At 69.8% G+C, this 22,464-nt stretch carries 21 protein-coding genes; 11 read left to right on the forward strand and 10 right to left on the reverse strand.

The window, feature by feature from the left end:
• From AC1RAD_RS19350 to msrA, 4 genes are all read right to left on the reverse strand, one after another.
• Positions 1–951 carry an AEC family transporter gene (locus AC1RAD_RS19350; RefSeq protein ID WP_492736662.1) on the reverse strand — a complete coding sequence of 317 codons (951 nt, stop codon included), beginning with the start codon at positions 949–951 and terminating at the stop codon, positions 1–3.
• Positions 952–994: 43 nt separating this feature from the next.
• On the reverse strand, positions 995–3,091 hold the full coding sequence (locus tag AC1RAD_RS19355; protein WP_492736664.1) for a TonB-dependent receptor: 2,097 nt from the start codon (positions 3,089–3,091) through the stop codon (positions 995–997).
• Between the two features lie 83 nt (positions 3,092–3,174).
• Positions 3,175–3,576 carry a hypothetical protein gene (locus tag AC1RAD_RS19360; RefSeq protein ID WP_492736666.1) on the reverse strand — a complete coding sequence of 134 codons (402 nt, stop codon included), beginning with the start codon at positions 3,574–3,576 and terminating at the stop codon, positions 3,175–3,177.
• A gap of 19 nt (positions 3,577–3,595) precedes the next feature.
• Positions 3,596–4,147: a peptide-methionine (S)-S-oxide reductase MsrA gene (msrA, locus tag AC1RAD_RS19365; RefSeq protein WP_139702890.1), complete on the reverse strand. Its 552-nt coding sequence runs from the start codon at positions 4,145–4,147 to the stop codon at positions 3,596–3,598.
• Positions 4,148–4,250: 103 nt separating this feature from the next.
• Here msrA and AC1RAD_RS19370 point away from each other — a divergent pair, with 103 nt between their 5' ends.
• From AC1RAD_RS19370 to AC1RAD_RS19385, 4 genes are all read left to right on the forward strand, one after another.
• Positions 4,251–4,928 (forward strand): TetR/AcrR family transcriptional regulator, encoded by a 678-nt coding sequence (locus AC1RAD_RS19370; RefSeq protein WP_492736668.1) that lies wholly within the window; start codon positions 4,251–4,253, stop codon positions 4,926–4,928.
• A 94-nt stretch (positions 4,929–5,022) separates the two neighbouring features.
• Positions 5,023–5,700 (forward strand): protein-L-isoaspartate O-methyltransferase family protein, encoded by a 678-nt coding sequence (locus AC1RAD_RS19375; RefSeq protein WP_062469799.1) that lies wholly within the window; start codon positions 5,023–5,025, stop codon positions 5,698–5,700.
• A gap of 16 nt (positions 5,701–5,716) precedes the next feature.
• On the forward strand, positions 5,717–6,070 hold the full coding sequence (locus AC1RAD_RS19380) for a rhodanese-like domain-containing protein (protein WP_070062458.1): 354 nt from the start codon (positions 5,717–5,719) through the stop codon (positions 6,068–6,070).
• A 24-nt stretch (positions 6,071–6,094) separates the two neighbouring features.
• Positions 6,095–7,624 carry a TolC family outer membrane protein gene (locus tag AC1RAD_RS19385; RefSeq protein ID WP_159275895.1) on the forward strand — a complete coding sequence of 510 codons (1,530 nt, stop codon included), beginning with the start codon at positions 6,095–6,097 and terminating at the stop codon, positions 7,622–7,624.
• A 16-nt stretch (positions 7,625–7,640) separates the two neighbouring features.
• On the opposite strand, the gene AC1RAD_RS19390 is transcribed toward AC1RAD_RS19385, so the two are convergent.
• Both AC1RAD_RS19390 and AC1RAD_RS19395 read right to left on the reverse strand, forming a co-directional pair.
• Positions 7,641–9,032 (reverse strand): 3-deoxy-D-manno-octulosonic acid transferase, encoded by a 1,392-nt coding sequence (locus AC1RAD_RS19390; protein ID WP_492736670.1) that lies wholly within the window; start codon positions 9,030–9,032, stop codon positions 7,641–7,643.
• Positions 9,033–9,039: 7 nt separating this feature from the next.
• On the reverse strand, positions 9,040–10,422 hold the full coding sequence (locus AC1RAD_RS19395) for a phosphomannomutase/phosphoglucomutase (protein WP_307587355.1): 1,383 nt from the start codon (positions 10,420–10,422) through the stop codon (positions 9,040–9,042).
• A 110-nt stretch (positions 10,423–10,532) separates the two neighbouring features.
• Here AC1RAD_RS19395 and AC1RAD_RS19400 point away from each other — a divergent pair, with 110 nt between their 5' ends.
• The 3 genes from AC1RAD_RS19400 to AC1RAD_RS19410 all read left to right on the forward strand — a co-directional run bounded on the left by AC1RAD_RS19400 (position 10,533) and on the right by AC1RAD_RS19410 (position 13,670).
• Complete coding sequence (locus tag AC1RAD_RS19400) at positions 10,533–12,137, forward strand: DNA-3-methyladenine glycosylase 2 family protein (protein ID WP_492736672.1); 1,605 nt, start codon at positions 10,533–10,535, stop codon at positions 12,135–12,137.
• Positions 12,134–12,631, forward strand: a complete 498-nt coding sequence (locus AC1RAD_RS19405; RefSeq protein WP_492680665.1) for a methylated-DNA--[protein]-cysteine S-methyltransferase — start codon at positions 12,134–12,136, stop codon at positions 12,629–12,631. Before AC1RAD_RS19400 ends, AC1RAD_RS19405 begins: the two co-directional genes overlap by 4 nt.
• Positions 12,632–12,707: 76 nt before the next feature.
• Positions 12,708–13,670 (forward strand): DMT family transporter, encoded by a 963-nt coding sequence (locus tag AC1RAD_RS19410; protein ID WP_492736674.1) that lies wholly within the window; start codon positions 12,708–12,710, stop codon positions 13,668–13,670.
• 7 nt (positions 13,671–13,677) lie between these two features.
• Here AC1RAD_RS19410 and AC1RAD_RS19415 read toward each other — a convergent pair whose 3' ends face one another.
• Complete coding sequence (locus tag AC1RAD_RS19415) at positions 13,678–14,331, reverse strand: DUF1345 domain-containing protein (RefSeq protein WP_492736676.1); 654 nt, start codon at positions 14,329–14,331, stop codon at positions 13,678–13,680.
• 186 nt (positions 14,332–14,517) lie between these two features.
• On the opposite strand from AC1RAD_RS19415, the gene AC1RAD_RS19420 reads away from it, so the two are divergent.
• A complete protein-coding gene (locus AC1RAD_RS19420; RefSeq protein WP_492736678.1) occupies positions 14,518–15,357 on the forward strand; it encodes a hypothetical protein in 840 nt (279 codons plus the stop codon).
• A 115-nt stretch (positions 15,358–15,472) separates the two neighbouring features.
• Entirely contained in the window at positions 15,473–17,080 is a 1,608-nt protein-coding gene (locus tag AC1RAD_RS19425) for a class I adenylate-forming enzyme family protein (RefSeq protein ID WP_492736679.1), read from the forward strand.
• Between the two features lies 1 nt (position 17,081).
• Here the strand turns inward: AC1RAD_RS19425 and AC1RAD_RS19430 are convergent, their stop codons facing one another.
• Genes AC1RAD_RS19430 through AC1RAD_RS19440 form a run of 3 tightly spaced genes read right to left on the reverse strand, consistent with a single transcriptional unit; the run spans position 17,082 to position 20,591 of the window.
• Entirely contained in the window at positions 17,082–18,626 is a 1,545-nt protein-coding gene (locus tag AC1RAD_RS19430) for an acyl-CoA synthetase (RefSeq protein ID WP_492736681.1), read from the reverse strand.
• Positions 18,627–18,631: 5 nt separating this feature from the next.
• Positions 18,632–19,765: a DUF5938 domain-containing protein gene (locus tag AC1RAD_RS19435; RefSeq protein WP_492680677.1), complete on the reverse strand. Its 1,134-nt coding sequence runs from the start codon at positions 19,763–19,765 to the stop codon at positions 18,632–18,634.
• Between the two features lie 22 nt (positions 19,766–19,787).
• Positions 19,788–20,591 carry an SDR family NAD(P)-dependent oxidoreductase gene (locus AC1RAD_RS19440; RefSeq protein ID WP_492736683.1) on the reverse strand — a complete coding sequence of 268 codons (804 nt, stop codon included), beginning with the start codon at positions 20,589–20,591 and terminating at the stop codon, positions 19,788–19,790.
• A gap of 202 nt (positions 20,592–20,793) precedes the next feature.
• On the opposite strand from AC1RAD_RS19440, the gene AC1RAD_RS19445 reads away from it, so the two are divergent.
• Together AC1RAD_RS19445 and AC1RAD_RS19450 are read left to right on the forward strand one after the other, a co-directional pair.
• Positions 20,794–21,465 carry a TetR/AcrR family transcriptional regulator gene (locus tag AC1RAD_RS19445; protein WP_159270826.1) on the forward strand — a complete coding sequence of 224 codons (672 nt, stop codon included), beginning with the start codon at positions 20,794–20,796 and terminating at the stop codon, positions 21,463–21,465.
• A 7-nt stretch (positions 21,466–21,472) separates the two neighbouring features.
• Positions 21,473–22,435, forward strand: coding sequence for a TIGR03571 family LLM class oxidoreductase (locus tag AC1RAD_RS19450; protein ID WP_492736685.1), 963 nt, complete (start codon positions 21,473–21,475; stop codon positions 22,433–22,435).
• Positions 22,436–22,464 lie beyond the last annotated feature (29 nt).

A 22,464-nucleotide genomic window follows, 5' to 3' on the forward strand; every position in this document is an offset into this window, starting at 1 on the left:
TCAGGGCAACCACTGCACCCAGACCATCACGAGCGTGAGCGTGCCAAGCGCCAACACAGTCGACACCGCCACGCTGGCCGTGACCAGGTCTTCGGCGCTGCGGTAGCGCTGCGAGAACAGGAACACGTTGGCGCCGATGGGCAGCGCCGCCGCCACCACCATCACGGTGAGCGGAATGCCGCGCACGCCCAGCAGCCAGCCGATGAGCGCCACCAGCAGCGGGTGCACGAGGTTCTTCACCAGCGCCTGCACCAGCGCGCCGCGCCAGTGGCGCCCGATGGGCGTGAGCGCGAGCGTGATGCCCACCATCACCAGCGCGACCGGCCCGAAGGCCTGGCCCAGCAGCTGGATCGGCTTGTCGACCACCTCGGGCATCACGAGGCCCGTCTGCGCGAACAGCAGGCCCGCGATGATGGGCAGCGGCACCGGATGGATGATGGCGTTGCGCAACGCGCGCCCCACGGTGCGCGCCATGGAGCGCCGCTGTGCACCGTCCACCGCCGCATGCTCGCGCGCCACGGCCAGCTCGAGCACCACGGTGGCGCTGGTCATGAGCACGAGCGAATGCAGCGAGATCAGCGTGAGCAGCACCACCATGCCGGGCTCGCCGTAGGCCAGGCCGATCAGCGCGATGCCGATCATCACGGTGTTGCTGTAGGTGTTGGCCAGCGCGAGCACCGCGCCCGTGCGGTTGAAGCCGCGCCACGCGAGCGTGGCCGCGAACAGCAGGCCCGAGGCGATGAAGTACGCCGCCACGGGCTTCAGGCTCAACTCCTGCACGTGCACCGTGCTCATGGCGCGAAACAGCAGCGCGGGCGCGAGCAGCAGGAAGATGAGGTTCGACAGGTCTTTCACCGCATTGCCGCCGATCCACCGGCGCCGTCCGGCGAGGTAGCCCGCGGCAATGAGAAGAACGACGGGCAGCAGGGAAGAAATGACGAACGAATTCACCCGGCGAGGATAGCGCGCGCCCGTCGCCCGGAAGGCCGGCGCGTCAGAACGTGACGCGCAGGCCCACCTTCAGCGAACGCCCCGGCAGCGGCGCCTTCGGGAACACCGTGGTCGTCAGGATCGAGGTCGGCGTGTAGGCCAGCGTGTTCCCGATGTTGTCCATGCGCGCGTACCAGGTGAGGTTGGCGCGCTGCACCTTCATGCGGTAGCTGATGGACGCGTTCCACAGCGTGTACGCGTCCGTCTCGCGCGCGCCCACGCTCGGCACCCGGCGCTGCGCCGCGTTGTAGTCGAAGCCGACACGCGCGGTCCACGGCCCGTTGCCGTAGGCCAGCGTGGCGCCCAGGCGCAGCGGCGCGATGCGCGGCAGCGGCTCGCCGGTGTCGAGGTTCTTGGCGCGCACGATGTCGCCGCGCCATTCGAGGTCGAGCGTGCCCGCGTCGGCCATGCGCGCGAAGCCGTCGGCGCCCAGCAGCCGCAGGTTGCCGTTGGCCTCGATGCCGGTGAAGCGCGCGCGCATGCCGCCATAGCGGTACTCGGCCAGCGTGTCGGTCGCTTCGGGGTCGGTGACGACCTGCCCTTCCTCGTCGAGCGTGCGGCCCGACGCGGTCAGGCCGATGTAGTTGCGAAAGCGCGTGACGTACGCGTTCACGCGGGCCGTGTTCGGGCCCGACTTCCACTGCGCGCCCAGGTCGAAGCCGGTGGACTTTTCCTTGCCCAGGTTCGGGTCGCCCACTTCCCAGGCCGCGGTGGCCACGTGCGGGCCGTTGGCGAGCAGTTCGTAGTCCTTCGGTGCGCGCTCGGTGTAGGCCAGGTTCGAGGTCAGCTGCCACTGCGGCGTGAGGTTGACCAGCGCGCCGAACGCCGCGCTGTGCGGGTTGAAGGTGCGCTCGCCGATGGCGAAGCGCGTCACCGACAGGTCGTCGGGGTAGCCCAGCGAGCGCACCGTGACCTTCTCGGTGCGTGCGCCGAAGCTCAGGCGGCCCCACGAGGTGCCGAGCTCTTCGTGCAGGAACAGTGCGTTGGAGCGCGTGCGGCTGTGCGGCGCGAAGGCCTCCGAGCCGTCGGCGGCGAAGCGGTTGGTCTCGCGGCTGAAGCCGATCAGGCCTTCGAGGTTGCCGATCTTCTCGTGCCGCGCCTCGATGCGCAGGTCGTTGCTCAGGTTCGAAAAAGTGGTGCCGGCCTCGCGGCCCTCGAACTCGGTGTGGCGGTAGTCGGTGCGGCTCACCTTCGCGTGGATGCTGCGGATGAAGCCGCCCGGGCGCCATTCGCCTTCCAGCGCGTAGCGGTCGGACTTCATGCCGATGGTCACGTCGTCCTCGGCCACGGTGCCGTAGTTGCTGCGGTAGGTGCTGGCCGAGGCGCCGATCCAGCCCTGGCTGAAGAACAGCGTGCCGCCCACGGCGCCGCCGTGCGCCTCGTTCTGCGAGTTGCAGATGCGACGCGCGAGCGACAGACGCCCGGGCTTGCTGCATTCGAGGTCGACCGGCACCGCCACGTCCTTCGAGTCGCGGTTGAAGGCGTCGACGTGCAGGGCGAAGCGGTCGTTGCCGCCTTCGAGCAGCACGCCGCCGCTCTTTTCCTTGTTGCCGCTGGCGTAGCCCAGCTCGGCACGGCCGCCGAAGCCGTTGATGGGCTCGGTCGGGGTGCGGTTGTCGATCACGTTGACCACACCACCCACGGCGCTGCCGCCGTACTGCAGCGCCGAGGGGCCGCGCAGCACCTCGATGCGCTCGGTCACCAGTGCGTCGACGGGCACCGCGTGGTCGTAGCTCAGCGCCGAGGCGTCGGGCGCACCGCCGCCGTTCTGCAGGATGCGAATGCGGTCGCCGTCCTGCCCGCGGATGCTGGGGCGGCTGGCGTTGGGGCCGAAGTAGCTGCTGCTCACGCCGGGCAGGTTGTTCAGCGTCTCGCCCAGCGTCGATTCGGAGCGCAGCAGCAGCTGGTCGCCCGACAGCGAGGTGGTCGGCGCGATCAGGTCGCTCGCGCCCAGCGGGTTGCCGGTGACGGTGACCTCGCGCAGGCTGGCGGCGTCAGCGGCCGGGACGGCGGCGGTGTCGGCGGTCTGGGCCAGGCTCGCCACCGAGGCGAGCGAAAGAACGGCAGCGCCGATGGCGTTGCGACGGAATTGGGGGGTCATGAAGAAGGAACACTCGTTGAATCGGGGAACGACCGGCCGCCCTCACCCGCCCGAAGGGGTGCGGCAACCGGAACACGGGGGATTCAGCGAGTGGACGGCGGGCCGCGCGCATCGAAGAGCGCGACCCAGCGGGCGATGGCTTCGCCCTGCAGATAAGCAAACGTGGCTGCCGGCAGCAGCATCGGCAGCACCACCAGCGGCACGCCGGGCACGCCCGTGCCGTGCGCGAGCTGGTCGTACAGGCGGCAGTCGGCGTCGTCGTGCACGCCGAACAGGCTGGCCAGCGTGTGGCCGGTGTCGTGCCGGTGCGCGGCCTGTGCCTGCACCTTCGCCGCCGCAGCAGCGGCGGGCAGGCCCGGCACGTGCAGCGAGCGGTGCATGAGCCCCATCGTGCCCGCAAACCAGAGCGCGAACGCCAGCGCGACGACGAGCGCGCGGGTGGCGCGCGTCATGCGGGTCGGGGTCTGGCGCAGGGTGGCGGACACGGGGCGTGAAAGAAGAGGCTCAGGCCTTGACGCGCGAAGCGAAGGTCTTCTGGAACTTCTCGACCTTCGGGCCGACCACGAACGCGCAGTAGCCCTGGTTCGGGTGGTTCAGGAAGTAGTCCTGGTGGTAGGCCTCGGCCGTCGAGTAGTTGGCCAGCGGCGCCACTTCGGTCACCACGGGCGAGCTGTAGGTCTTGCTGGCCTCGATCTCGCGGATCACGGCGTCGGCGACCTCTTTCTGGGCGTCGCTCGTGGTGTAGATGCCGCTGCGGTACTGCGTGCCGACATCGTTGCCCTGGCGGTTGAGCGTGGTGGGGTCGTGCACCACGAAGAAGATCTCGAGCAGCTCGCGCAGGCTGATCTGCGCCGGGTCGAACTCGAGCTTCACCACCTCGGCATGGCCGGTGCGGCCGGTGCAGATCTGCTCGTAGCTCGGGTTCAGGGTCTGGCCGTTGCTGTAGCCCGATTCGACGTCCAGCACGCCCTGCACCCGGTCGAACACCGCCTCGGTGCACCAGAAGCAGCCTCCGCCGAGCACGATGGTTTCGGTGGGCGACGGTGAGGAAGACATGGCGCGGCTCCGGGTGGGTTGGAAAAAGCGGGGACCGGTATTGTCGCGGCTTGACGGGCCGGATGCCGGTCACTACATTACTAACCCGTCAGTCATTAACACCATGGCCTCCCCCCGTTCCCTCGTCGACAAGTTCTGCCCGCTGCCGTCCAAGCGCGAGCGGCGCAAGGAGGCGCGTCCGGGCGAACTGCTGGCGGCGGCGCTCGACCTGTTCGTCGAAAAGGGCTTTGCCGCCACCCGCTCGGAAGAGGTTGCGGCCCGTGCCGGCGTGTCCAAGGGCACCCTCTTTCTTTACTTTCCGAGCAAGGAAGAGCTGTTCAAGGCCGTGGTGATCGAAAACCTCGGCGGCCGTTTCACAGAGTGGAACGCCGAATTCGAGGCCTTCGAGGGCACGACGGCCGAGATGCTGCGCTACTGCATGAACGTCTGGTGGGAGCGCGTCGGCCTGACCAAGGCCTCGGGCCTGACCAAGCTGATGATGAGCGAAGGCGGCAATTTCCCCGAGCTGGCGGAGTTCTACCGCGAGCAGGTGGTGCGCCCGGGCCACGAGCTGCTGCGGCGCATCCTGAAGCGCGGCATCGACCGCGGCGAGTTCGTGCCAATGGACATCGACCACGCCATCTACTCGGTGGTCGCGCCCATGGTGTTCCTCATGCTCTGGAAGCATTCGGCCATGGTCTGCGTCGACGGCGTGAGCACGCTCGACCCCGAAAAATTCATCGCCACCCAGTGCGAAACGGTGCTTCACGGCCTGTGCGTGCGCCCCGGGAGCCCCGCATGACGGCCATCGGATGGCCGACTGGCGCGGTGGCGTCATCGACGCGACCTAAAATTGAAGGTTTGTCCCGTCCAGAGCCTTCAAGGAAAGCCACGCCATGAACCCCACGCCCACCCTCGAGCGCTTGCGCTTCAACATGATCGAACAGCAGATCCGTCCCTGGGACGTGCTGGAGTCGGACATCCTCGAGCTGCTGGCCGAGATTCACCGCGAAGACTACGTGCCCGACGCGCACCGCACGCTGTCCTTCTTCGACATGGAACTGCCCCTGCTCGACGGCTCGGTGCCCGGCGAGTTCATGCTGTCGCCCAAGGTCGAGGCCCGCACGCTGCAGGACCTGCACATCCAGAAGCACGAATCGGTGCTCGAAATCGGCACCGGCTCCGGCTTCATGGCCGCCCTGCTCGGCGCCCGCGCGGCCCAGGTGCTGTCCCTCGAAATCAACCCCGTGCTGGCCGCCCGCGCCGCCGAGACGCTGCGCAGCAACGGCGTGACGAACGTCGAAGTGCGCCACGCCGACGGCGCCGTGCCCCTGGCCAGCGGCCCGAGCTTCGACGTGATCGTGCTCAGCGGCTCGGTTGCGCGCATTCCGCAGAACCTGCTCGGTTCGCTCAAGGTCGGCGGCCGCCTGTCGGCCATCGTCGGCGACGAGCCCATGATGCGCGCCCATTTCGTGACCCGCACCAGCGAAAGCAAGTGGGAAACGATCCAGCCCTGGGACACCGTGGCGCCGCGCCTGCTGAACTTCCCCGAGCCCTCGCGCTTCGCCTTCTGATCGAGCGGCCCACCGAATGATCGATCAAGTCCGCCCCGCCGACCTGGCCGCCTGGTTCGCACAGGACGCCGACGCCGCCCCGGTGCTGCTCGACGTGCGCGAGCCCTGGGAGCTGCAGACGGCGAGCGTCGCGCCGCAGGGCTTCACGCTGGTCGCAATCCCGATGAACGAGATCCCCGGCCGGCTGGCCGAACTCGCCGCCGGCGACGGACAGCCCGCGCCCCGCATCGCCTGCCTGTGCCACCACGGCGCCCGCAGCCAGCGCGTGGCCGCTTTTCTGCACCAGAACGGCTTTGACTCGCTCGCCAACGTGGCGGGGGGCATCGACGCCTGGTCCGCGCAGCACGACCCGAGCGTGCCGCGCTACTGATTCTTTCCCTCCCAAGGACGTTCAATGCCTCCCAGGCCCCGGCTTCTGCCTCTTTCCGCAGCCCTCGCAAGCGCCATTGCGAGCCTGCTCGCACTGCCGGCCCAGGGCCAGACACTGAACGAACTCTACGATTCCGCGCGCGGCTTCGACGCCACCTACCAGGGCGCGCGGGCCCAGTACGAAGCCAACCTGGCGCGTGCCGCACAGGCCAAGGCCGGCATCCTGCCGGCCGTCGGGCTCACCGCGGGCGTGAACCGCAGCAACCTGGACATCGACACCCTGACCGGCACCGGCCGCGGCAGCAGCGCCTCGCGCGACTTCACCACGCAGAACGTCGGCATCAACGCCACGCAGCCGCTGTACCGCCCCGCCAACTGGGCCACCTACGAGCAAGGCAAGCGCCAGGCCGAAGTGGCGCAGGCGGTGCTCACCATCGCCGAGCAGGACCTGATCGTGCGCGTGAGCCAGGCCTACTTCGACGTGCTCGCCAGCCAGGACAGCCTGGCCCTGGTGCGCGCGCAGAAGGTGGCCGTGGCCGAGCAGCTGGCCTCGGCCAAGCGCAACTTCGAGGTCGGCACTTCCACCATCACCGATTCGCGCGAGGCCCAGGCCCGCTACGACCTCGTGATCGCCCAGGAGATCGCCGCCGAGAACGACCTGCAGGTCAAGAAGGTGGTGCTTGACCAGCTGGTCGGCCGCCCGGGCAGCGTGCCCGTGCCGCTGGCCGCGCCGGTCGTGCTGCCGACCGCGCAGCCCGCCGACATCAACGCCTGGGTGGCGCAGGCCGACGAGGTGCATCCGGCGATCCGCCAGGCGCGCCTGGGCCTGGACGTGGCCGGGCTCGAGGTGCAGAAGGCGCAGGCCGGCCACAAGCCCACGCTGGACGCCAACCTCGGCTACAACGTCACGCGCAATCCGACCGGCACCAGCACCAGCACCGTGGGCACGCGCGTCAACGCCGCCACGGTCGGCGTCACCTTCAACCTGCCGCTGTTCGCGGGCTTTGCCACCGAGAACCGCATCAAGGAAACGCTGGCCCTCGAAGACCAGTCGCGCAGCGTGCTCGAAGGCACGCGCCGCAGCGTGGCGCAGGCCACGCGGGCGGCCTACCTCGGGCTGGTGTCGGGTGCGGGGCAGGTGAAGGCGCTCGAAGCGGCCGAATCCTCCAGCCAGAGCGCGCTCGACGCCAACAAGCTGGGCTACCAGGTGGGCGTGCGCATCAACATCGACGTGCTCAATTCGCAGAGCCAGCTGTTCCAGACCAAGCGCGACCTCGCGCAGGCGCGCTACAACGTGCTGCTGGGCAACCTGAAGCTGCGCCAGGCCAACGGCACGCTGACGACCGACGACATGAACGCGATCAACGCGACGCTGGCACGCAACGGCAGCGCGCCTGCGGTGCCTGCCGCGACGACGGGTGCGCCTGTGGTGCCCGTGACGCCGCCGGCCATTCCGGTGGTGCCGCCGGTGCCGGTGCAGCCGTTCAACCCGCCCGCGCCGACGATGCCGTCGGCACCGCCGCCGCCGGTGATCCTGAACCCGCCGGTGCGCTGACCCGGCAACGGGCCGCTCAATCCAGCGTGGGTTCGGCCCGCGCCGCTTCGGGCGGCGCGCTGTCGTCGCCGGCCACCGGTGTCGTCACCGGCTCCGCCGCCTGCGCAATCGCCAGCACCGCCGCCGCCGTACGTTCGGCCGCGCCACGGTTCGACGACGAGAAGGCCAGCGCAGCCTGCGCCATGGCCGCGCGACGCTCCGGGTTCTCGACCAGCTTGAGCGCAGCCGTCACGGCCTGCTCCATGCCCTCGACGCGCAGCGACGCGCCTGCCGCGAGCGACAGCTGCGCCGCCTCGGCGAAGTTGAAGGTCGAAGGACCCATGACCACCGGGCAGCCGCAGGCCGCCGGCTCGATGAGGTTCTGCCCGCCCAGCGGCTCGAAGCTGCCGCCGAGCAAGGCCACGTCAGCCAGGCCGTAGTACAGCGCCATCTCGCCCAGCGAATCGCCGAGCCAGATCTCGGCCTCGGCCGGCTGGCCGGCCGCGCTGCGGCGCGCCACCGCGAAGCCCTCGGCCTCGATGAGCGCCGCCACTTCGTCGAAACGCTGCGGATGGCGCGGCACGATCATCCATTGCACGTCGTGCACGCGCTTGGCGATCGAGCGGATCGCGCCCTGCTCGGGCGGCACCGGCGAGGTGGCGCCGAAGCGCTTGAGCACCTCGAGCAGCAGCCGCTCCTCGCCGTCGCGCGAGCTGGCCAGCACGACCATCGGACGCGGCAGGTGCTCGCGCAGCGACACGGCCGTGGCCAGTTGCCGCGCGTCGGGCGTGGCGTCGAACTTGAGGTTGCCGTAGATCCCGGCCACCTTGGCGCCCAGCGACACCAGCCGGTGCGCGTCGGCCTCGGTCTGCGCCCAGACGGCGGCGAGCGCCGAGTACGCCGGCCGCGCCAGCCCGCTGAGCCGTTCGGCCGCGGCGCGCGATTTCTCGTTGAGCCGCGCATTGGCCAGCACCAGCGGAATGCGGCGCTCGGCGCAGGCGGCGGCCATCTCGGGCCAGACCTCGGTTTCCATCAGCACGCCGATGCGCGGCTGGAAGCGGTCCAGAAAGCGGGCGACGGCGCCTGGCGTGTCCCACGGCTGCCAGACCTGCGTGTCGCCGGGCTCGAGCAGCTTGGCGCCCTCCTCGCGGCCCGTGGCGGTGCCATGCGTGAGCAGGATCGGAATGCCCGGGTACTGGCGCCGCAGCTCGGCGATCAGGATGGCGGCGGCGCGCGTCTCGCCCAGCGAGACGGCGTGCACCCAGCACTGGGCAAAGCCGGTGGTGGCGTCGTCGTAGTGGCCGAAGCGCTCCTCGACGGCCACGGCATAGCCGGGCTCGGCGATGGCGCGGCGCCGCAGCTTGCGGCGGACCAGCGGTTGGACGGCGGTGGTGAAGACGCCGTAGAGGCGAAGCAGCAGGGAACGCACAGGTTCTTCAGTGGGCAGCAGCGGCCAGCGTGGCGTCGGGCTTGACCGTTCGCAGCACCGCAAGCATCTCGGTCTCGATGCGTTGGAGCGCCGCCTCGGTCTGGCCTTCGAAGCGCAGCACCAGCACGGGGGTGGTATTGGAAGCGCGGATCAGCCCGAATCCATCGGGCCAGTCCACGCGCAGGCCGTCGATGGTCGAGACCTGGGCGGGCGCGTCGAAGCGCGCGTTCTGCACGAGCTGGGCGACCAGCGCGTGCGGCTCGCCTTCGGCGCAGGCGACGTTGAGTTCGGGGGTCGAGAAGCTGGTGGGCAGCGCATTCAGCACGGCGTTCGCGTCCGGGTGCTGGCTCAGGATCTCGAGCAGGCGGCAGCCGGCGTAGGTGCCGTCGTCGAAGCCGTACCAGCGCTCCTTGAAGAAGATGTGGCCGCTCATCTCGCCGCCCAGCGGCGAATCGATTTCCTTCATCTTCGCCTTGATGAGCGAGTGGCCGGTCTTGTAGATCATCGGCGTGCCGCCCGCGGCCTCGATGGCCGGCGCCAGGCGCTGCGAGCACTTCACGTCGTAGACGATGGTGCCGCCGGGCACGCGCGAGAGCACGTCCTGCGCAAAGAGCTGCATCTGGCGGTCGGGGAAGATGTTCTGGCCGTCCTTCGTGACGATGCCCAAACGGTCGCCGTCGCCGTCGAAAGCCAGGCCCAGCTCGGCCTGGCCCTTGGCCAGTTCGGCCATCAGGTCCCTGAGGTTGTCGGGCTTGCTCGGATCGGGGTGGTGGTTGGGGAAGTTGCCGTCGACCTCGCTGAACAGCTCGACCACGTCGCAGCCGATGGCGCGGAAGATGGCCGGTGCGGTCGCGCCCGCGATGCCGTTGCCCGAATCGACCACGATCTTCATGGGGCGTGCGAGCTTGATGTCGCCCACGATGCGCTGCACGTAGGCGTCGGTCACGTCGACCTTGCGCACGCTGCCGCCGGGCGCCAGCGTGGCGCTGCCGTCTTCCATGGTCTTGCGCAGGCCCTGGATCTCGTCGCCGTAGATCGCGCGGCCGGCCAGCACCATCTTGAAGCCGTTGTAGTCCTTCGGGTTGTGGCTGCCCGTGACCTGGATGCCGCTGGTGCACAGCGTGTGGGCCGCGAAGTACAGCATCGGGGTCGTGACCGCGCCGATGTCGATCACCTCGACGCCGGTGGCGACCAGGCCGTCGATCAGCGCGTCCACCAGCGCCGGGCCCGACAGGCGGCCGTCGCGGCCCACCGCCACCGCGGTCTCGCCGGCTGCGCGGGCCGCGCTGCCGAAGGCACGGCCCAGCGCCTCGGCCACTTCGACATCGAGACTGAGGGGCACGACGCCGCGGATGTCATAGGCCTTGAAGATCGATGCGCTGAGCTGCATGAAGGGCGGGGTCACTGTTGGTTCGGAGTCGGGCATTGTAGGCAACGCGTTGTAGACATCGATGTCCGAAAACGGCCAGTTGAAACGAGTCGAAACCGTATCATTTCCCCATGTCTACCGCCCACGCCCCCTCCGAAGTGCTCGAGAGCGACGCCTGCTACCTGGCGATGAAGACGCACGACGCGCGCTTCGACGGCTCGTTCTTCACGGCCGTGACCTCCACCGGCATCTACTGCCGGCCGGTGTGTCGCGTGAAGCTGCCGCGGCGCGAGAACTGCCGTTTCTTCCGCCACGCGGCCCAGGCCGAGGCCGCAGGCTTCCGGCCCTGCCTGCGCTGCCGGCCCGAGCTGGCGCCGCGCGCGGCCAGCTGGTCGACCGAAGATGCCTCGCGCATCCTCGCGCTGCAGGCGGCGCGGCTCATCGACGAGCCCGATGCCTGGTCCGAGGAAGGCCCCGGCGCGGCCCAGATCGCGGCCCGCCTGGGCGTGAGCGACCGCCACCTGCGGCGCATCTTCGAGGCCCAGTTCGGCGTGTCGCCGCTGCAGTACCTGCAGACGCGCCGCCTGCTGGCCGCCAAGCAGCTCATTGCGGACACGCGCCTGCCGATGACGCAGGTGGCGCTGGCCAGCGGCTTCGCGAGCGTGCGGCGCTTCAACGCGGCCTTCGTGGAGCACTACGGGCTCAACCCGAGCGCACTGCGCCGCGCGGGCGGCACCGAGGGCGGCGAAGGCAAGGCCATCGAGGTGCGGCTGGGCTTTCGCCCGCCCTACGACGCGAACGCCATGCTCGGCTTCTTCGCACGGCGCGCGGTGCGCGGCGTCGAGACCGTGCACACCGCCGACGGCAAGGAGCCCGCCAAGGGCAGCACGCCGACCTATGTGCGGCTGGCGCGCACGCTGCGCGTGCAGCACGGCGGGCAGGCACATGCCGGCTGGCTGCAGCTGCGCTTCGACCTCGAACGCGAGCAGGTGCTGCTGGCCGTGAGCGATTCGCTGGCCGCGGTGCTGCCCATCGTCATCAGCCGCGCACGCGCCCTGTTCGACCTCGACGCGGAGCCGATGGCCATCAATGCCGCGCTGCATGCGGCCTTTCCGCACGGCGACGGGCTGCGCGTGCCGGGCACGGTCGACGGCTTCGAGCTCGCGGTGCGCGCGGTGCTGGGCCAGCAGATCACCGTGGCCGCGGCGCGCACGCTGGGCTCGCGGCTGGTCGAGGCTTTCGGCGACGTGATCGACACGCCCATCGACGGCCTGACCCGCCTGTTCCCCACGCCCGCCGCGCTGGCAGCGGCCAGCGGCGATGCGCTCGGGCAGCTGGGCATCGTGCGCCAGCGGCAGGCCGCGCTGCAGGCCATCGCGCGCGAAGTGGCTTCGGGCCGGCTGGCGCTGCATGCGGGCGCCGACGTGCCCTCCACCCTCGCGGCGCTGCAGGAACTGCCCGGCATCGGCGCCTGGACCGCGCAGTACATCGCGATGCGCGCCCTGCGCTGGCCCGACGCCTTTCCCGCCGGCGACGTGGCCCTGCAGAAGGCGCTGGGCGTGACCACCGCGCGCGCCGCGGGCGAGGCCTCGCAGGCCTGGCGCCCCTGGCGCAGCTACGCGGTGCTGCGCGCGTGGCACACACCGCCCGCGCCACCCGAACCGGCATCGGCTGTAACGCCGACCGCCTCTTCTTCCGACCTCGCAACGGCAGGCCCCGTGCCTGAAGGACCATGAAATTCAAGCGCACCGTCATCTACACCTCGCACACCGACACGCCGCTGGGCGGCGTCACGATGGCCGCCACCGACCAGGGCCTGGCCGGCGTCTGGTTCGACCACCAGCGCCACTGGCCCGACACCACGGGCTGGCAGACCAAGGACGACCACCCCGCGCTGGTCGAGGCCGCCGCGCAGCTGCGCGACTACTTCGCGGGCCGCCGCAGCCACTTCGACATGCAGCTCGACCTGTCGCACGGCACCGCCTTCCAGCAGAGCGTGTGGCAGGCGCTGCTGGCCATCCCGGCCGGCGAGACCACGACCTACGGCGCGCTGAGCCAGCGCGTGGGCAACCCGGCCGCGGTGCGCGCGGTGGGCGCGGCGGTCGGGCGCAACCCGATCAGCGTGATCGTGCCCTGCCACCGCGTGCTGGGTGCAGACGGCTCGCTGACCGGTTACGCTGGCGGACTCGAGCGCAAGACCGCCTTGCTCGAACTCGAGACCGGCAAGTAAGACAGAAGAAAACACCGCCCATGGCGCAGCGCCACATCCCCTCGATGTGGCGCCGCGCCAATCCCCAAAGAGACGCATGACCACAACGAACAACAACAGCACCGTCGCCCCCTCGCCTTCGCCCGCCCCCGCCGCGCTCGCGCCCAAGGCGTGGCTCATCGATCTCGTGCTGCTGGGCGCGCTGTGGGGCGCCTCTTTCCTGTTCATGCGCATCGGCGCGGCGGAGTTCGGCGCGCTGCCCACGGCCGCGGTGCGCGTGGCCATCGCGGCGCTGTTCCTGCTGCCGATCGCGCTGCTGCGCGGCCAGGGGCCGTCGATCGCGAAGCACTGGAAGGCCAGCCTCACGGTCGGCATCTTCAACTCGGGCATGCCCTTCGCGCTGTTCTGCTTTGCGCTGCTGACCATCAACACCGGCCTGGCGGCGGTGCTCAACGCCACCACGCCGATGTTCGGCGCGCTGGTGGCCTGGGCCTGGTTCCGCGAGCGGCCGAACGGCTCGCGTCTCGTCGGCCTGGTGATCGGTTTCGCGGGCGTCGCGATGCTCGCCAGCCGCAGCGCCGGCCTGCATGCCGGTGCCAGCAACCACGCCGCGCTGTGGGCCGTGCTGGCCTGCCTGGCGGCGTGCCTCTGCTACGGCATCTCGGCCAGCGCCACGCGGCGCCACCTGTCGGGCGTGCCCGCGCTGACCACGGCCACCGGCAGCCAGATCGGCGCCAGCCTGTTCCTCGCGCTGCCCGCGATCTGGCTCTGGCCCGCGCAGATGCCCAGCCTGCGCGCGTGGCTGGCGCTGCTGGCCCTGGGCATCGCCTGCACGGGCGTGGCCTACATCCTGTTCTTCCGGCTCATCGAACGCGCCGGCCCGGCCCGCGCCCTCACCGTGACCTTCCTCGTGCCGGTGTTCGCGCTGTTCTACGGCGCCGTGTTCCTCGGCGAGCAGATCACGCAGTGGATGCTGATCTGCGCCTTCGTGATCGTGTGCGGCGTGGCGCTGTCGACCGGCGTCGTCAAGCTGCCGTCGCTGCGCAAGGCCGCGGGCTGAGTTTTCTTCAGACCACGCCGGCCACCACGTTCACGGACAGGGCCAGCACCAGCATGTTGAAAGCGAAGGCAAGCACGCTGTGGACCAGCGTGATGCGCCGCATCTCGTGCGAAGTGGCCTGCACGTCCGACACCTGCGAGGTCATGCCGATCACGTAGGCGTAGTACATGAAGTCGAAGTAGTCGGGCGCCTCCTTGCCCGGAAAGTCGAGCCCGCCGTCGGAGGCGCTGTCCTTGCGGTCGATGTAGTAGCGGTGCGCGTAGTGAAAGGCGTAGATCGTGTGCATCATCAGCCACGAGCCCGCCAATGCCACCAGCCCCAGCGCCACGTGCGCGCCGCGCGCCCAGCCGCTGAGCTGGCGCACCTGCTGCAGCAGCATCGCGATGGCGACCACGCTCACGCCCACCGCCACCAGCATCGACACCAGGATCACGACGTTGGGCTGGTCCAGCTGCTGCGCGCGCTCGCGTGTGCGCTGGGCGTCGAAGGTCTCGGCCAGCCACCAGCTGAGCAACTGGTACACCGCCACGCCCGCGCACCAGCCGGCCAGCGCGCGCGCCGTGAGGCCCATCGGCCAGGGCACGAGCGCCACCGCGACGGCCGCCGCGGCCCCGTAGAGAAGACGCTGGGGACCGGTGGTGGTGGAAAGGTGTTCGCGCATGGGCGGACTGTAGCGCCGCGGCATGCATCGGCGTGCGATCGGCAATTTCCTACAGGCACATCGGCCAACGGCGCATGCGCAGCGCGGTGCCCCGTCACTAAGGTGATGCGGTTTCAGGGAGCCTCAGCCCGGAGGCATCGCGCCATGCACATGCCCGAGGCATCTTTCACCCGAAGGATTTCTTTCATGCTGTTGCTTCGTGCGTGTCCGTTCGACCGGACCGCGAGATTCGGCGCCCTGGCCGGAACCGGCGCCCTCTGCCTTCTGTGCTTCGCGCCCTTTGCTGCGGCCGAGCCCTCGCCGGCGCTGGACCGTTTCAGCTTCTCGGTGGGGGCCTTCAGTGCCGATCCCAAGTTCAGCGCCTCGGTCGAAACCCCCTACGGCGTGCTGCGCTCGAACGAGCTCAAGCCGGGCCGCGTGACCATGCCGCGCATCTCGGCCGACGTGCTGATCGGCGACAGCCAGGGCCTGTCTTTCGACTACTACCGCTACAAGCGCGACTACGAAGGGCAGGTGGCGGGCAACACCTCGTTCGGCAGCTTCGGCTCGCTGAGCGCCATCGGCAACGCGAACCTCTCGGCCCAGCTGGACTTCGCCAAGCTCGCCTACAAGTGGTGGCTCGGCTCGGGCAACACCGTCTTCGGGCTGGGCGCCGGCGCGGCCTACTACCGCGCGACGCTCGGTGCCAGCGCGCTGGTCGGCGTGAACGGACAGGTGCGTTCGGTCAGCGAGCGTTCGAGCGACAACGCCATCGCGCCCCTGCTCGAGGTCGGCGTGCGCCACGCGATCACGCCCGACCTCCGGCTGTTCGCCGACGCCTCGGGCGTGTGGAAAAGCAGCGGCCGCTTCCACGGCAACATCTACAACGCCGCAGCCGGCGTGGAGTGGTTTCCGGTGAAGAACGTGGGCCTGGTGCTGTCGTATGGCGTGACCAACATCGACCTCACGCGCGAGGGCGGCTTCGCCGATTCGCGCCTGAAGGTGCGGCTGCAGGGGCCTTCGGCCTTCCTCAAGGCCCGCTTCTGACGCGGCCCCGGCGGGCGGCCGGCGCCGCATAGCCACTCTTCGCAAGACCGGCAGGCGGTGCCGGTCTTAGTCTGCGCTCCGATCGAACACCCCCAACGACCGGAGACACGCCCCCATGCCCGCCGCCCGCACCGAGCCCACGCCCTCCTCCTTCCAACGCATCGCCCGCATCGCGCTGGGCGACGTGATCCACCGCAGCGCGCGGCGCTTCGGCGCGCGCACCGCGCTCATCGAAGGCGAGCACCGCATGAGCTACAGCGAGCTCGACGCCGCATCGAACCGCTTCGCGCACCACCTGCTGGGCCTGGGCCTGGCCAGCGGCGAGCGCGTGGCCATGCTGTGCAACAACTCGATCGAGATGGTGGTCGCGCTGCTCGGCATCCAGAAGGCCGGGCTGGTGTGGGTGCCGATCAACACGGCGCTCGCGGTCGATGCCATCGGCTACATCCTCGAACACGCCGAAGCGCGGCACCTCGTGATCGACACCGCGCTGCACGCCAAGCCCGAGCTGCGCCAGCTGCTGGACACGGCGGCCGTCTCGCCGCTGCTGTGCGTGCTCGACGGCGACACGCCGCCGCCCGGCGTGCCCACCGTGGCGCAGGCCATCGCCCAGGGCCCCGCCACGCTGCCCGATGTGGCCATCGACACCAACCAGCTCGCGCTCATCATGTACACCAGCGGCACCACCGGACGGCAGAAGGGCGTGATGCATTCGCACGCCTCGGTGCACTCGGTGCTCCAGAGCAACATGCTCGAATGGGGTGGAGGCCCGGCACACCACGACGTGTGGAGCAACGTGCTGCCGCTCTTTCACTGCGGGCAGCACACGGTGCTGATGTCGGCACTGGCGGTGGGCGGCACGAACGTCATCCTGCGCGGCTTCGACCCCGGCGCGATGCTCGCCGCCATCGAGCGCCACAGGATCACCGTGACGGTCGGGCTGCCCATGATGTACGGCGCGCTGCTGGCGCACCCGCAGCGCGAGTCGCGCGACCTGTCGAGCCTGCGGCTGTGCGTGTATGCGATGGCGCCGATGTCGCGCACGCTGCTGCTGCGCCTGCTCGATGCGCTGTGCCCGAACTTCGCGCTGGCCTCGGGGCAGACCGAGATGTACCCCGGCGCCACCATCTTCGAGACGCACCAGCAGCGCGAGCGCTTCGGCTCGTACTGGGGCGTGGGCACGCTGGTGAACGAGGTCGCGGTGATGGGCGACGAGGGCGAGCTGCTGGCGCCGAACCAGGTCGGCGAGATCGTCTTTCGCGGGCCGAACGTGATGCTCGGCTACTACAAGGACCCGCAGGCCACGGCGCACGCGCAGCGCTTCGGCTGGCACCACTCGGGCGACCTGGGCAAGCTGGACGACGACGGGCAACTGATCTTTCTCGACCGCCTCAAGGACATGGTCAAGTCGGGCGGCGAGAACGTGCCTTCGCTCAAGGTCGAGGAGGTGCTGCTGCGCCACCCGGCCGTGCTCAACGCGGCGGTGGTCGGCCTGCCGCACGAGCGCTGGGGCGAGGCCATCACGGCCTTCGTCACACGCCGGCCCGATGCGCCGGCAGAGTTCTCGGGGGCCACGCTCACGGCGCACTGCAAGGAACACCTCGGGGGCTTCGAGGTGCCCAAGGACATCGTCTTCGTGCCCGCGCTGCCGATGACCTCGACGGGCAAGATCCAGAAGTTCGAGCTGCGCCAGGCGCACCAGGGGCACTACCAGCGCGACTGAATCAGGATGACGACAGTTTCTGCAGCAGCGACGCCCGCACTTCCTTCTTGAGCACCTTGCCGACCTTGGAGCGCGGCAGGTCGGCCCACACCTCGACCTGCTTGGGCGCCTTCACGCTGCCGATGCGCGACTTGACGAAGGTCTTGATCGCCTCGGCATCGACGCTGCGGCCCGCATGCAGCTGCAGCACGGCCACCACGCGCTCACCCCACTTCTCGTCGGGCAGGCCGACGACCGCGCTGTCCTGCACGTCGGGGTGCTGCATCAGCACCTGCTCCACCTCGGCGGAGTAGACGTTGAAGCCGCCCGAGATGATCATGTCCTTCGCGCGGTCGACGATGTACAGGAAGCCGTCGCCGTCGAGGTAGCCGATGTCGCCCGTGTGGTGCCAGCCGTGGCGCGAGGCCTCCTGCGTGGCCTTCGGGTCCTTGTAGTAGCCGCGCATCACGAGCGAGCCGCGCACCACGATCTCGCCGCTCTCGCCCGTGGGCAGCAAGGCGCCTTCGCCGTTCATGATGCCGACCTGCACCAGCGGCCCGGGACGCCCCGCCGAGGCCAGGCGCTGGCGCGCCACCGAGCCGTCGGCATTGAAGTGGTCGCGCGGCGGCATCATCGAGACCATCATCGGCGCCTCGGTCTGGCCGAAGAGCTGGGCCATGACCGGGCCGATCTTGTCGAGCGCTTCTTCGAGCCGCGCGGCCGACATGGGCGCGGCGCCGTACCAGAAGCACTGCAGCGAATCGCGCTTCGTCTGCGCCAGGTCCGGGTGCTGCAGCAGCATGTAGATCAGCGTCGGCGGCAGGAAGGTGTGGGTGACGCGCCGGCGCTCGATGAGCGAAAGGAACTCGCTCAGGTCGGGCTTGGGCATGATGACCACGCGCCCGCCCAGCGCCATCACCGGCAGGCACAGCACGCCGGCCGCATGCGTGAGCGGCGCGAGCGCCAGGTACACAGGCCGGCCTTCGAAGGGATATCCCATGAGCGTCAGCGCCGACATGGCCTCCAGGTTGCCGCCCGAGAGCATCACGCCCTTGGGCTGGCCGGTGGTGCCGCCGGTGCCGGCGATCATGGCCACGTCGTCGGGCGGCGCGATGTCGATCGGCGCATCGTCCAGCCCGTCGAGCCATTCGTCCATGGCGGGCGCGAAAGCCTGCCGCTGGTCGAGGCACACCAGCGCCTTCAGCTTCGGCAGCTGCGCGCGCATCTGCTCGACCATGGGCGCGTAGTTGCTGTGGAACACGAGGCACGCGCAATCGAAGGCGTCGAGCACGAAGGCGTTTTCGCTGGCCTCGTTGCGCGGGTTGATCGGGCACCACACGCCACCGGCGCGCGAGATGCCGAACACCGTGGCGAAGGCCAGGGCGTCGTTGCTCGAGAGCACCGCCACCTTGTCTCCGGGCTGGATGCCCGCGCGCTGCAGGCCGCGCGCCACGCGCCAACTGATGCGTTGCACCTGGCCGTAGCTCAGGTCGGCGTCGCCCATGGTGAGGCACGGCGAATCGGCGCCCTGCTGGGCGCCTTTGTCGAGGTAGTCGACGAGGCGCATGCGCGTCAGCCCATCCGCGTGAGCACGGGTTCCTGCACCAGCCCGAAGCTGCGCAGCGCCCCCAGCAGCTCGCGGTGCCCGAAGGCCTGGCAACCCGAGGCGAAACCGGCACGGCGCGGGGCCTGCTGCAGCAGCGAAGCCGCGGCATAGGCCTGCAGCAGGCCGGTCTGCTTGTAGTTGCAGTTGCCGAAGATCACGCAATGCGCGCGCCCCAGCGGACCGGAGGCATGCACCGAATCGACCGACTTGTTGATGCGCGGGTTCTCGCGCGGCGGCATGGTGTTCATCACGCCCGCGGCCGTCTGGGCCAGCGCGGCATAGCGGTCTTCGTCGTTCATGCCTTCGGTGGCCTTGAGCGCGGCGGCCACGATCTGCGGCACGCCCAGCATCAGCGGCTTGTTGAAGACGCCGCCGAGCACCTTCACGTTGGCCACGCGCGGATCGCGCTTGAACCACACCGGGTGCGAGGTGCCGCCCCAGGGCAATGCCAGCGCGGCTTCGTGCTGGCCGGGAATCGACAGGTGGTACAGGCCCGCGTCGGGTTGCCATTCGACGTACTGGTTCTGCTCCAGGTAGAAGGCCTTCGACGTGGCTGCGTTCACCAGGATGGTCTGCGTCGACGCGATGGTCGGGCTGCCGCCCCAGAACACCGCGATGTCGAGCGTGTCCAGGCCGGGCGTTTCCAGGCACAGCTGCGCCGCGATTTCGCCGGTGGTGTACATCTGCGCCAGGCCGGGCGACAGCAGCAGGCCGGCCGCCGCGAACTTGGCACCGTACTTCTGGTCGAGCGTGATGAGCCAGTCTTGTTCGCCGGTGGTGTCGGTGTAGTGGCAGCCGGCGGCCAGGCAGGCATCAACCACCTCGGGACCGAACTTGGCGAACGGCCCCACCGTGTTGAGCACCACCGAGGCGCCGCTGAAGAGCTCGGTGAGCGCTTCAACCGTGTGCGCGACCTCGACCACTTCGTAGTCGGCGGTCTCGATGCCGGGCACGTTCGACTTCATCGCCGCTTCGAGCTTCTCCGCGCTGCGGCCTGCCGCGATGAAGGGGATGTGGTACTCGCGCAGGTACTCGCAGACCAGGCGCCCGGTGTAGCCGGAGGCGCCGTAGACGATGACGGGTTTCTTCTTGCTGCTCATTGTTTCTCTCCTGGTTGATCGCTCACATGCCCATGCCGCCGTCCACCGCGAGGCCCGCGCCGGTGATGAACCGGGCGGCGTCGGAGCAGAGGAAGACCACCACGTCGGCCATGTCGCCGATCTCGCCGAGGCGGCCCAGCGGCGTCTGGCCGATGACGTCGCCCACGGCGGCCTCGACGCTGGGCGCGAGCCCCGCGGTCACGATGTCGTTGGCGAGCTTCATGCCCATGTCGGTGGGCACGAGGCCGGGGTAGATGCAGTTGACGCGCACGCCGTAGCCCAGCTTGCCGGACTCCATGGCCGCCACGCGCGTGGCGCGGTCGACCGCCGACTTGGTCGCCGAGTAGCCAGCGATGGCGGGAAAGGCGATGGTGGCCGCGACCGAGGCGATGTTGACCACCGCCCCGCCGCCGCCCGCGCTGCCGCCGGGGCGCATGGCGCGAAAGGCGTGCTTCATGCCCAGCAGCGTGCCGGCCACGTTCACGTCGAGCATGCGGCGCAGGTCGTCGCCGTCGACGTCGACCACCAGCGAGGTGATCTCGATGCCGGCGTTGTTGACCAGGATGTCGAAGCCGCCGAGTGCCTTCACCGTGGCTTCGGTGGCAGCCGCCCAATCGCCGTCCTTCGTGACGTCGAGCGGGACGAAGCCCACCTTCGCTCCCTCTGCGGAGAGCCGCTGCGCGGTCTCCTTGCCCAGGTCGGCGAGCACGTCGCCGATCATCACCGACGCACCCGCCTGCGCCAGTGCCTGTGCGATGCCCGCGCCGATGCCGCGCGCACCCCCTGTCACCAGGGCCTTGCGCCCCGTCAAGTCGAACTTGGCCATCACTTGTCTCCTGTGGATATGTGTATGAGATGGAGCGGCCATGCTAGGAATCGACTTGACGAGTGTCAAGAATTTTTTTGACGACTGCCCAAATTTCGTAAAATGCCCCTGGAATGCACGTACGAGGGATTTCCCACGCCGCGTGCTATGGTTTGCAATCACCAGGAAACACAGCGGCCGGCACTCTGCGGCCTGGCTAGAAATGACCACTCATTCACGGGTAAAGAAGCACGCCGGACGGGTGCAGAAGGCACCGGCCGACAAGTTCGAGCAGCGCCGCGCCGAGCTCGGCGAAGCCGCCCTCACCACGCTGGCCACGCTCGGCTACGCGCGCACCAGCCTGCGCGAGATCGCGCAGAACTCCGAGTTCTCGCATGGCGTGCTGCACTACTACTTCAGCGACAAGGTCGACCTCATCGTCTGTAGCGTCAAGCAGTACAAGGCGCGCTGCGTCACGCGCTACGACCACGCAGTCGACACCGCCACGACGTACGACGAGCTCATGGAAGGCTTCCTGCAGAGCCTGGGCGACACGCTGCTGGGCGAAGGCCACGTGCACCGGCTCTGGTACGACCTGCGTTCGCAGGCGCTGTTCGAAGCGGCCTTCCACGACGACGTGGTACAGATCGACAAGAGCCTCGAAGACATGATCTGGCGCATCATGAGCCGCTTCGCCGAACTCTCCGGCCAGGCGCCGGGCCTGCCGCCCTCGGCCTGCTACGCCCTCTTCGACGGGCTGTTCCTGCAGGCGCTGCTCAAGCACCTCTCGGGCGACACCAAGGCCATCGCCGACATGCAGGCCGACGTGCGGCAATCGATCGAGCGGCTGTTCGCCGCCCCCGCCGCGCCGGCCTCCCGCAAGCGGCGCGCCTGACGCCGCCATGGCGCCGTTCAACACCGCCTACCGGCAGACGCTGCTCGCCGGGCGCCTCACCCTGGGCCTGATGACGCCGCTGGCGCGCCCGCACGGCGCGATGGCCGACCCCGCGATCGAACTGCATCTGACCCGGCTGGCCGACACGCTCGGCTTTGCCGCGCTGTGGACGCGCGACGTGCCCGTGATGGTGCCGCAGGGCGAAGAGACCGCGGTGCTCGACGAGCCCTTCCTCTGGCTCACCGCGCTGGCCGCCGCCACGCAGCGCATCGCGCTCGGCACCGCCGCCGCCGTGCTGCCGCTGCGCCATCCGCTGCACGTGGCCAAGGCCGCGCTCTCGCTCAACCGCCTGTCGAACGACCGCTTCATCCTCGGCCTGGGCTCGGGCGACCGCGAGGCCGAGTTCGCCATCTTCCAGCAGGACATCGCGCTGCGCGGCGACGTCTTCCGCGAGCGCTGGAACCTCGTGCGCTCGGCGCTCTCGCCCGATGCGCACGAGCGTGCCGCGCTGCACGAAGCCACCGGCGGCCACGACCTCATGGCGGCGCCCGCCGCGCGCATCGGCATGCTGGTGGTGGGCTCGGCGCGCCAGTCGCTGCAATGGACCGCCGCCCACGCCGACGGCTGGGCCACCTACCACCGCGACGAGGCACGCCAGCAGGGCCGCATCGGCCTGTGGCAGACCGCGCTGCGCGAGCGCGCGGGCGGCGAGGCCAAGCCCTTCATCCAGTCGTTGCAGCTCGACCTCCTGGACGATGCCGACGCACCCGCCGAGCCCATCGAACTCGGCCTGCGCGCCGGACGCCACGCGCTCGTCGACTACCTCGACCGCATGGAAGACGCCGGCGTCGCCCACGTGCTGCTGAACCTCGCGCGCAGCAGCCGGCGACCCGCGCAGGACGTGGTCGACGAGCTCGGCCGCGAGGTGCTGCCGCGCCTGCAAGGCCATGCGCGCACACCGCCCCCCTGACCCGTGCAGAATCCGGCGCTCGCCGTTGT

This window comes from Variovorax sp. GW823-FHT04B03, assembly GCF_058796495.1.

Excerpts from the sequence above, each read along its gene's own strand:
- AC1RAD_RS19355 (WP_492736664.1), bottom strand. The coding sequence starts at position 3,091 with ATGACCCCCCAATTCCGTCGCAACGCCATCGGCGCTGCCGTTCTTTCG.
- msrA (WP_139702890.1), bottom strand. The coding sequence starts at position 4,147 with ATGTCTTCCTCACCGTCGCCCACCGAAACCATCGTGCTCGGCGGAGGC.
- AC1RAD_RS19370 (WP_492736668.1), top strand. The coding sequence starts at position 4,251 with ATGGCCTCCCCCCGTTCCCTCGTCGACAAGTTCTGCCCGCTGCCGTCC.
- AC1RAD_RS19375 (WP_062469799.1), top strand. The coding sequence starts at position 5,023 with ATGAACCCCACGCCCACCCTCGAGCGCTTGCGCTTCAACATGATCGAA.
- AC1RAD_RS19380 (WP_070062458.1), top strand. The coding sequence starts at position 5,717 with ATGATCGATCAAGTCCGCCCCGCCGACCTGGCCGCCTGGTTCGCACAG.
- AC1RAD_RS19385 (WP_159275895.1), top strand. The coding sequence starts at position 6,095 with ATGCCTCCCAGGCCCCGGCTTCTGCCTCTTTCCGCAGCCCTCGCAAGC.
- AC1RAD_RS19395 (WP_307587355.1), bottom strand. The coding sequence starts at position 10,422 with ATGCAGCTCAGCGCATCGATCTTCAAGGCCTATGACATCCGCGGCGTC.
- AC1RAD_RS19400 (WP_492736672.1), top strand. The coding sequence starts at position 10,533 with ATGTCTACCGCCCACGCCCCCTCCGAAGTGCTCGAGAGCGACGCCTGC.
- AC1RAD_RS19405 (WP_492680665.1), top strand. The coding sequence starts at position 12,134 with ATGAAATTCAAGCGCACCGTCATCTACACCTCGCACACCGACACGCCG.
- AC1RAD_RS19410 (WP_492736674.1), top strand. The coding sequence starts at position 12,708 with ATGACCACAACGAACAACAACAGCACCGTCGCCCCCTCGCCTTCGCCC.
- AC1RAD_RS19415 (WP_492736676.1), bottom strand. The coding sequence starts at position 14,331 with ATGCGCGAACACCTTTCCACCACCACCGGTCCCCAGCGTCTTCTCTAC.
- AC1RAD_RS19420 (WP_492736678.1), top strand. The coding sequence starts at position 14,518 with ATGCTGTTGCTTCGTGCGTGTCCGTTCGACCGGACCGCGAGATTCGGC.
- AC1RAD_RS19425 (WP_492736679.1), top strand. The coding sequence starts at position 15,473 with ATGCCCGCCGCCCGCACCGAGCCCACGCCCTCCTCCTTCCAACGCATC.
- AC1RAD_RS19430 (WP_492736681.1), bottom strand. The coding sequence starts at position 18,626 with ATGCGCCTCGTCGACTACCTCGACAAAGGCGCCCAGCAGGGCGCCGAT.
- AC1RAD_RS19435 (WP_492680677.1), bottom strand. The coding sequence starts at position 19,765 with ATGAGCAGCAAGAAGAAACCCGTCATCGTCTACGGCGCCTCCGGCTAC.
- AC1RAD_RS19440 (WP_492736683.1), bottom strand. The coding sequence starts at position 20,591 with ATGGCCAAGTTCGACTTGACGGGGCGCAAGGCCCTGGTGACAGGGGGT.
- AC1RAD_RS19445 (WP_159270826.1), top strand. The coding sequence starts at position 20,794 with ATGACCACTCATTCACGGGTAAAGAAGCACGCCGGACGGGTGCAGAAG.
- AC1RAD_RS19450 (WP_492736685.1), top strand. The coding sequence starts at position 21,473 with ATGGCGCCGTTCAACACCGCCTACCGGCAGACGCTGCTCGCCGGGCGC.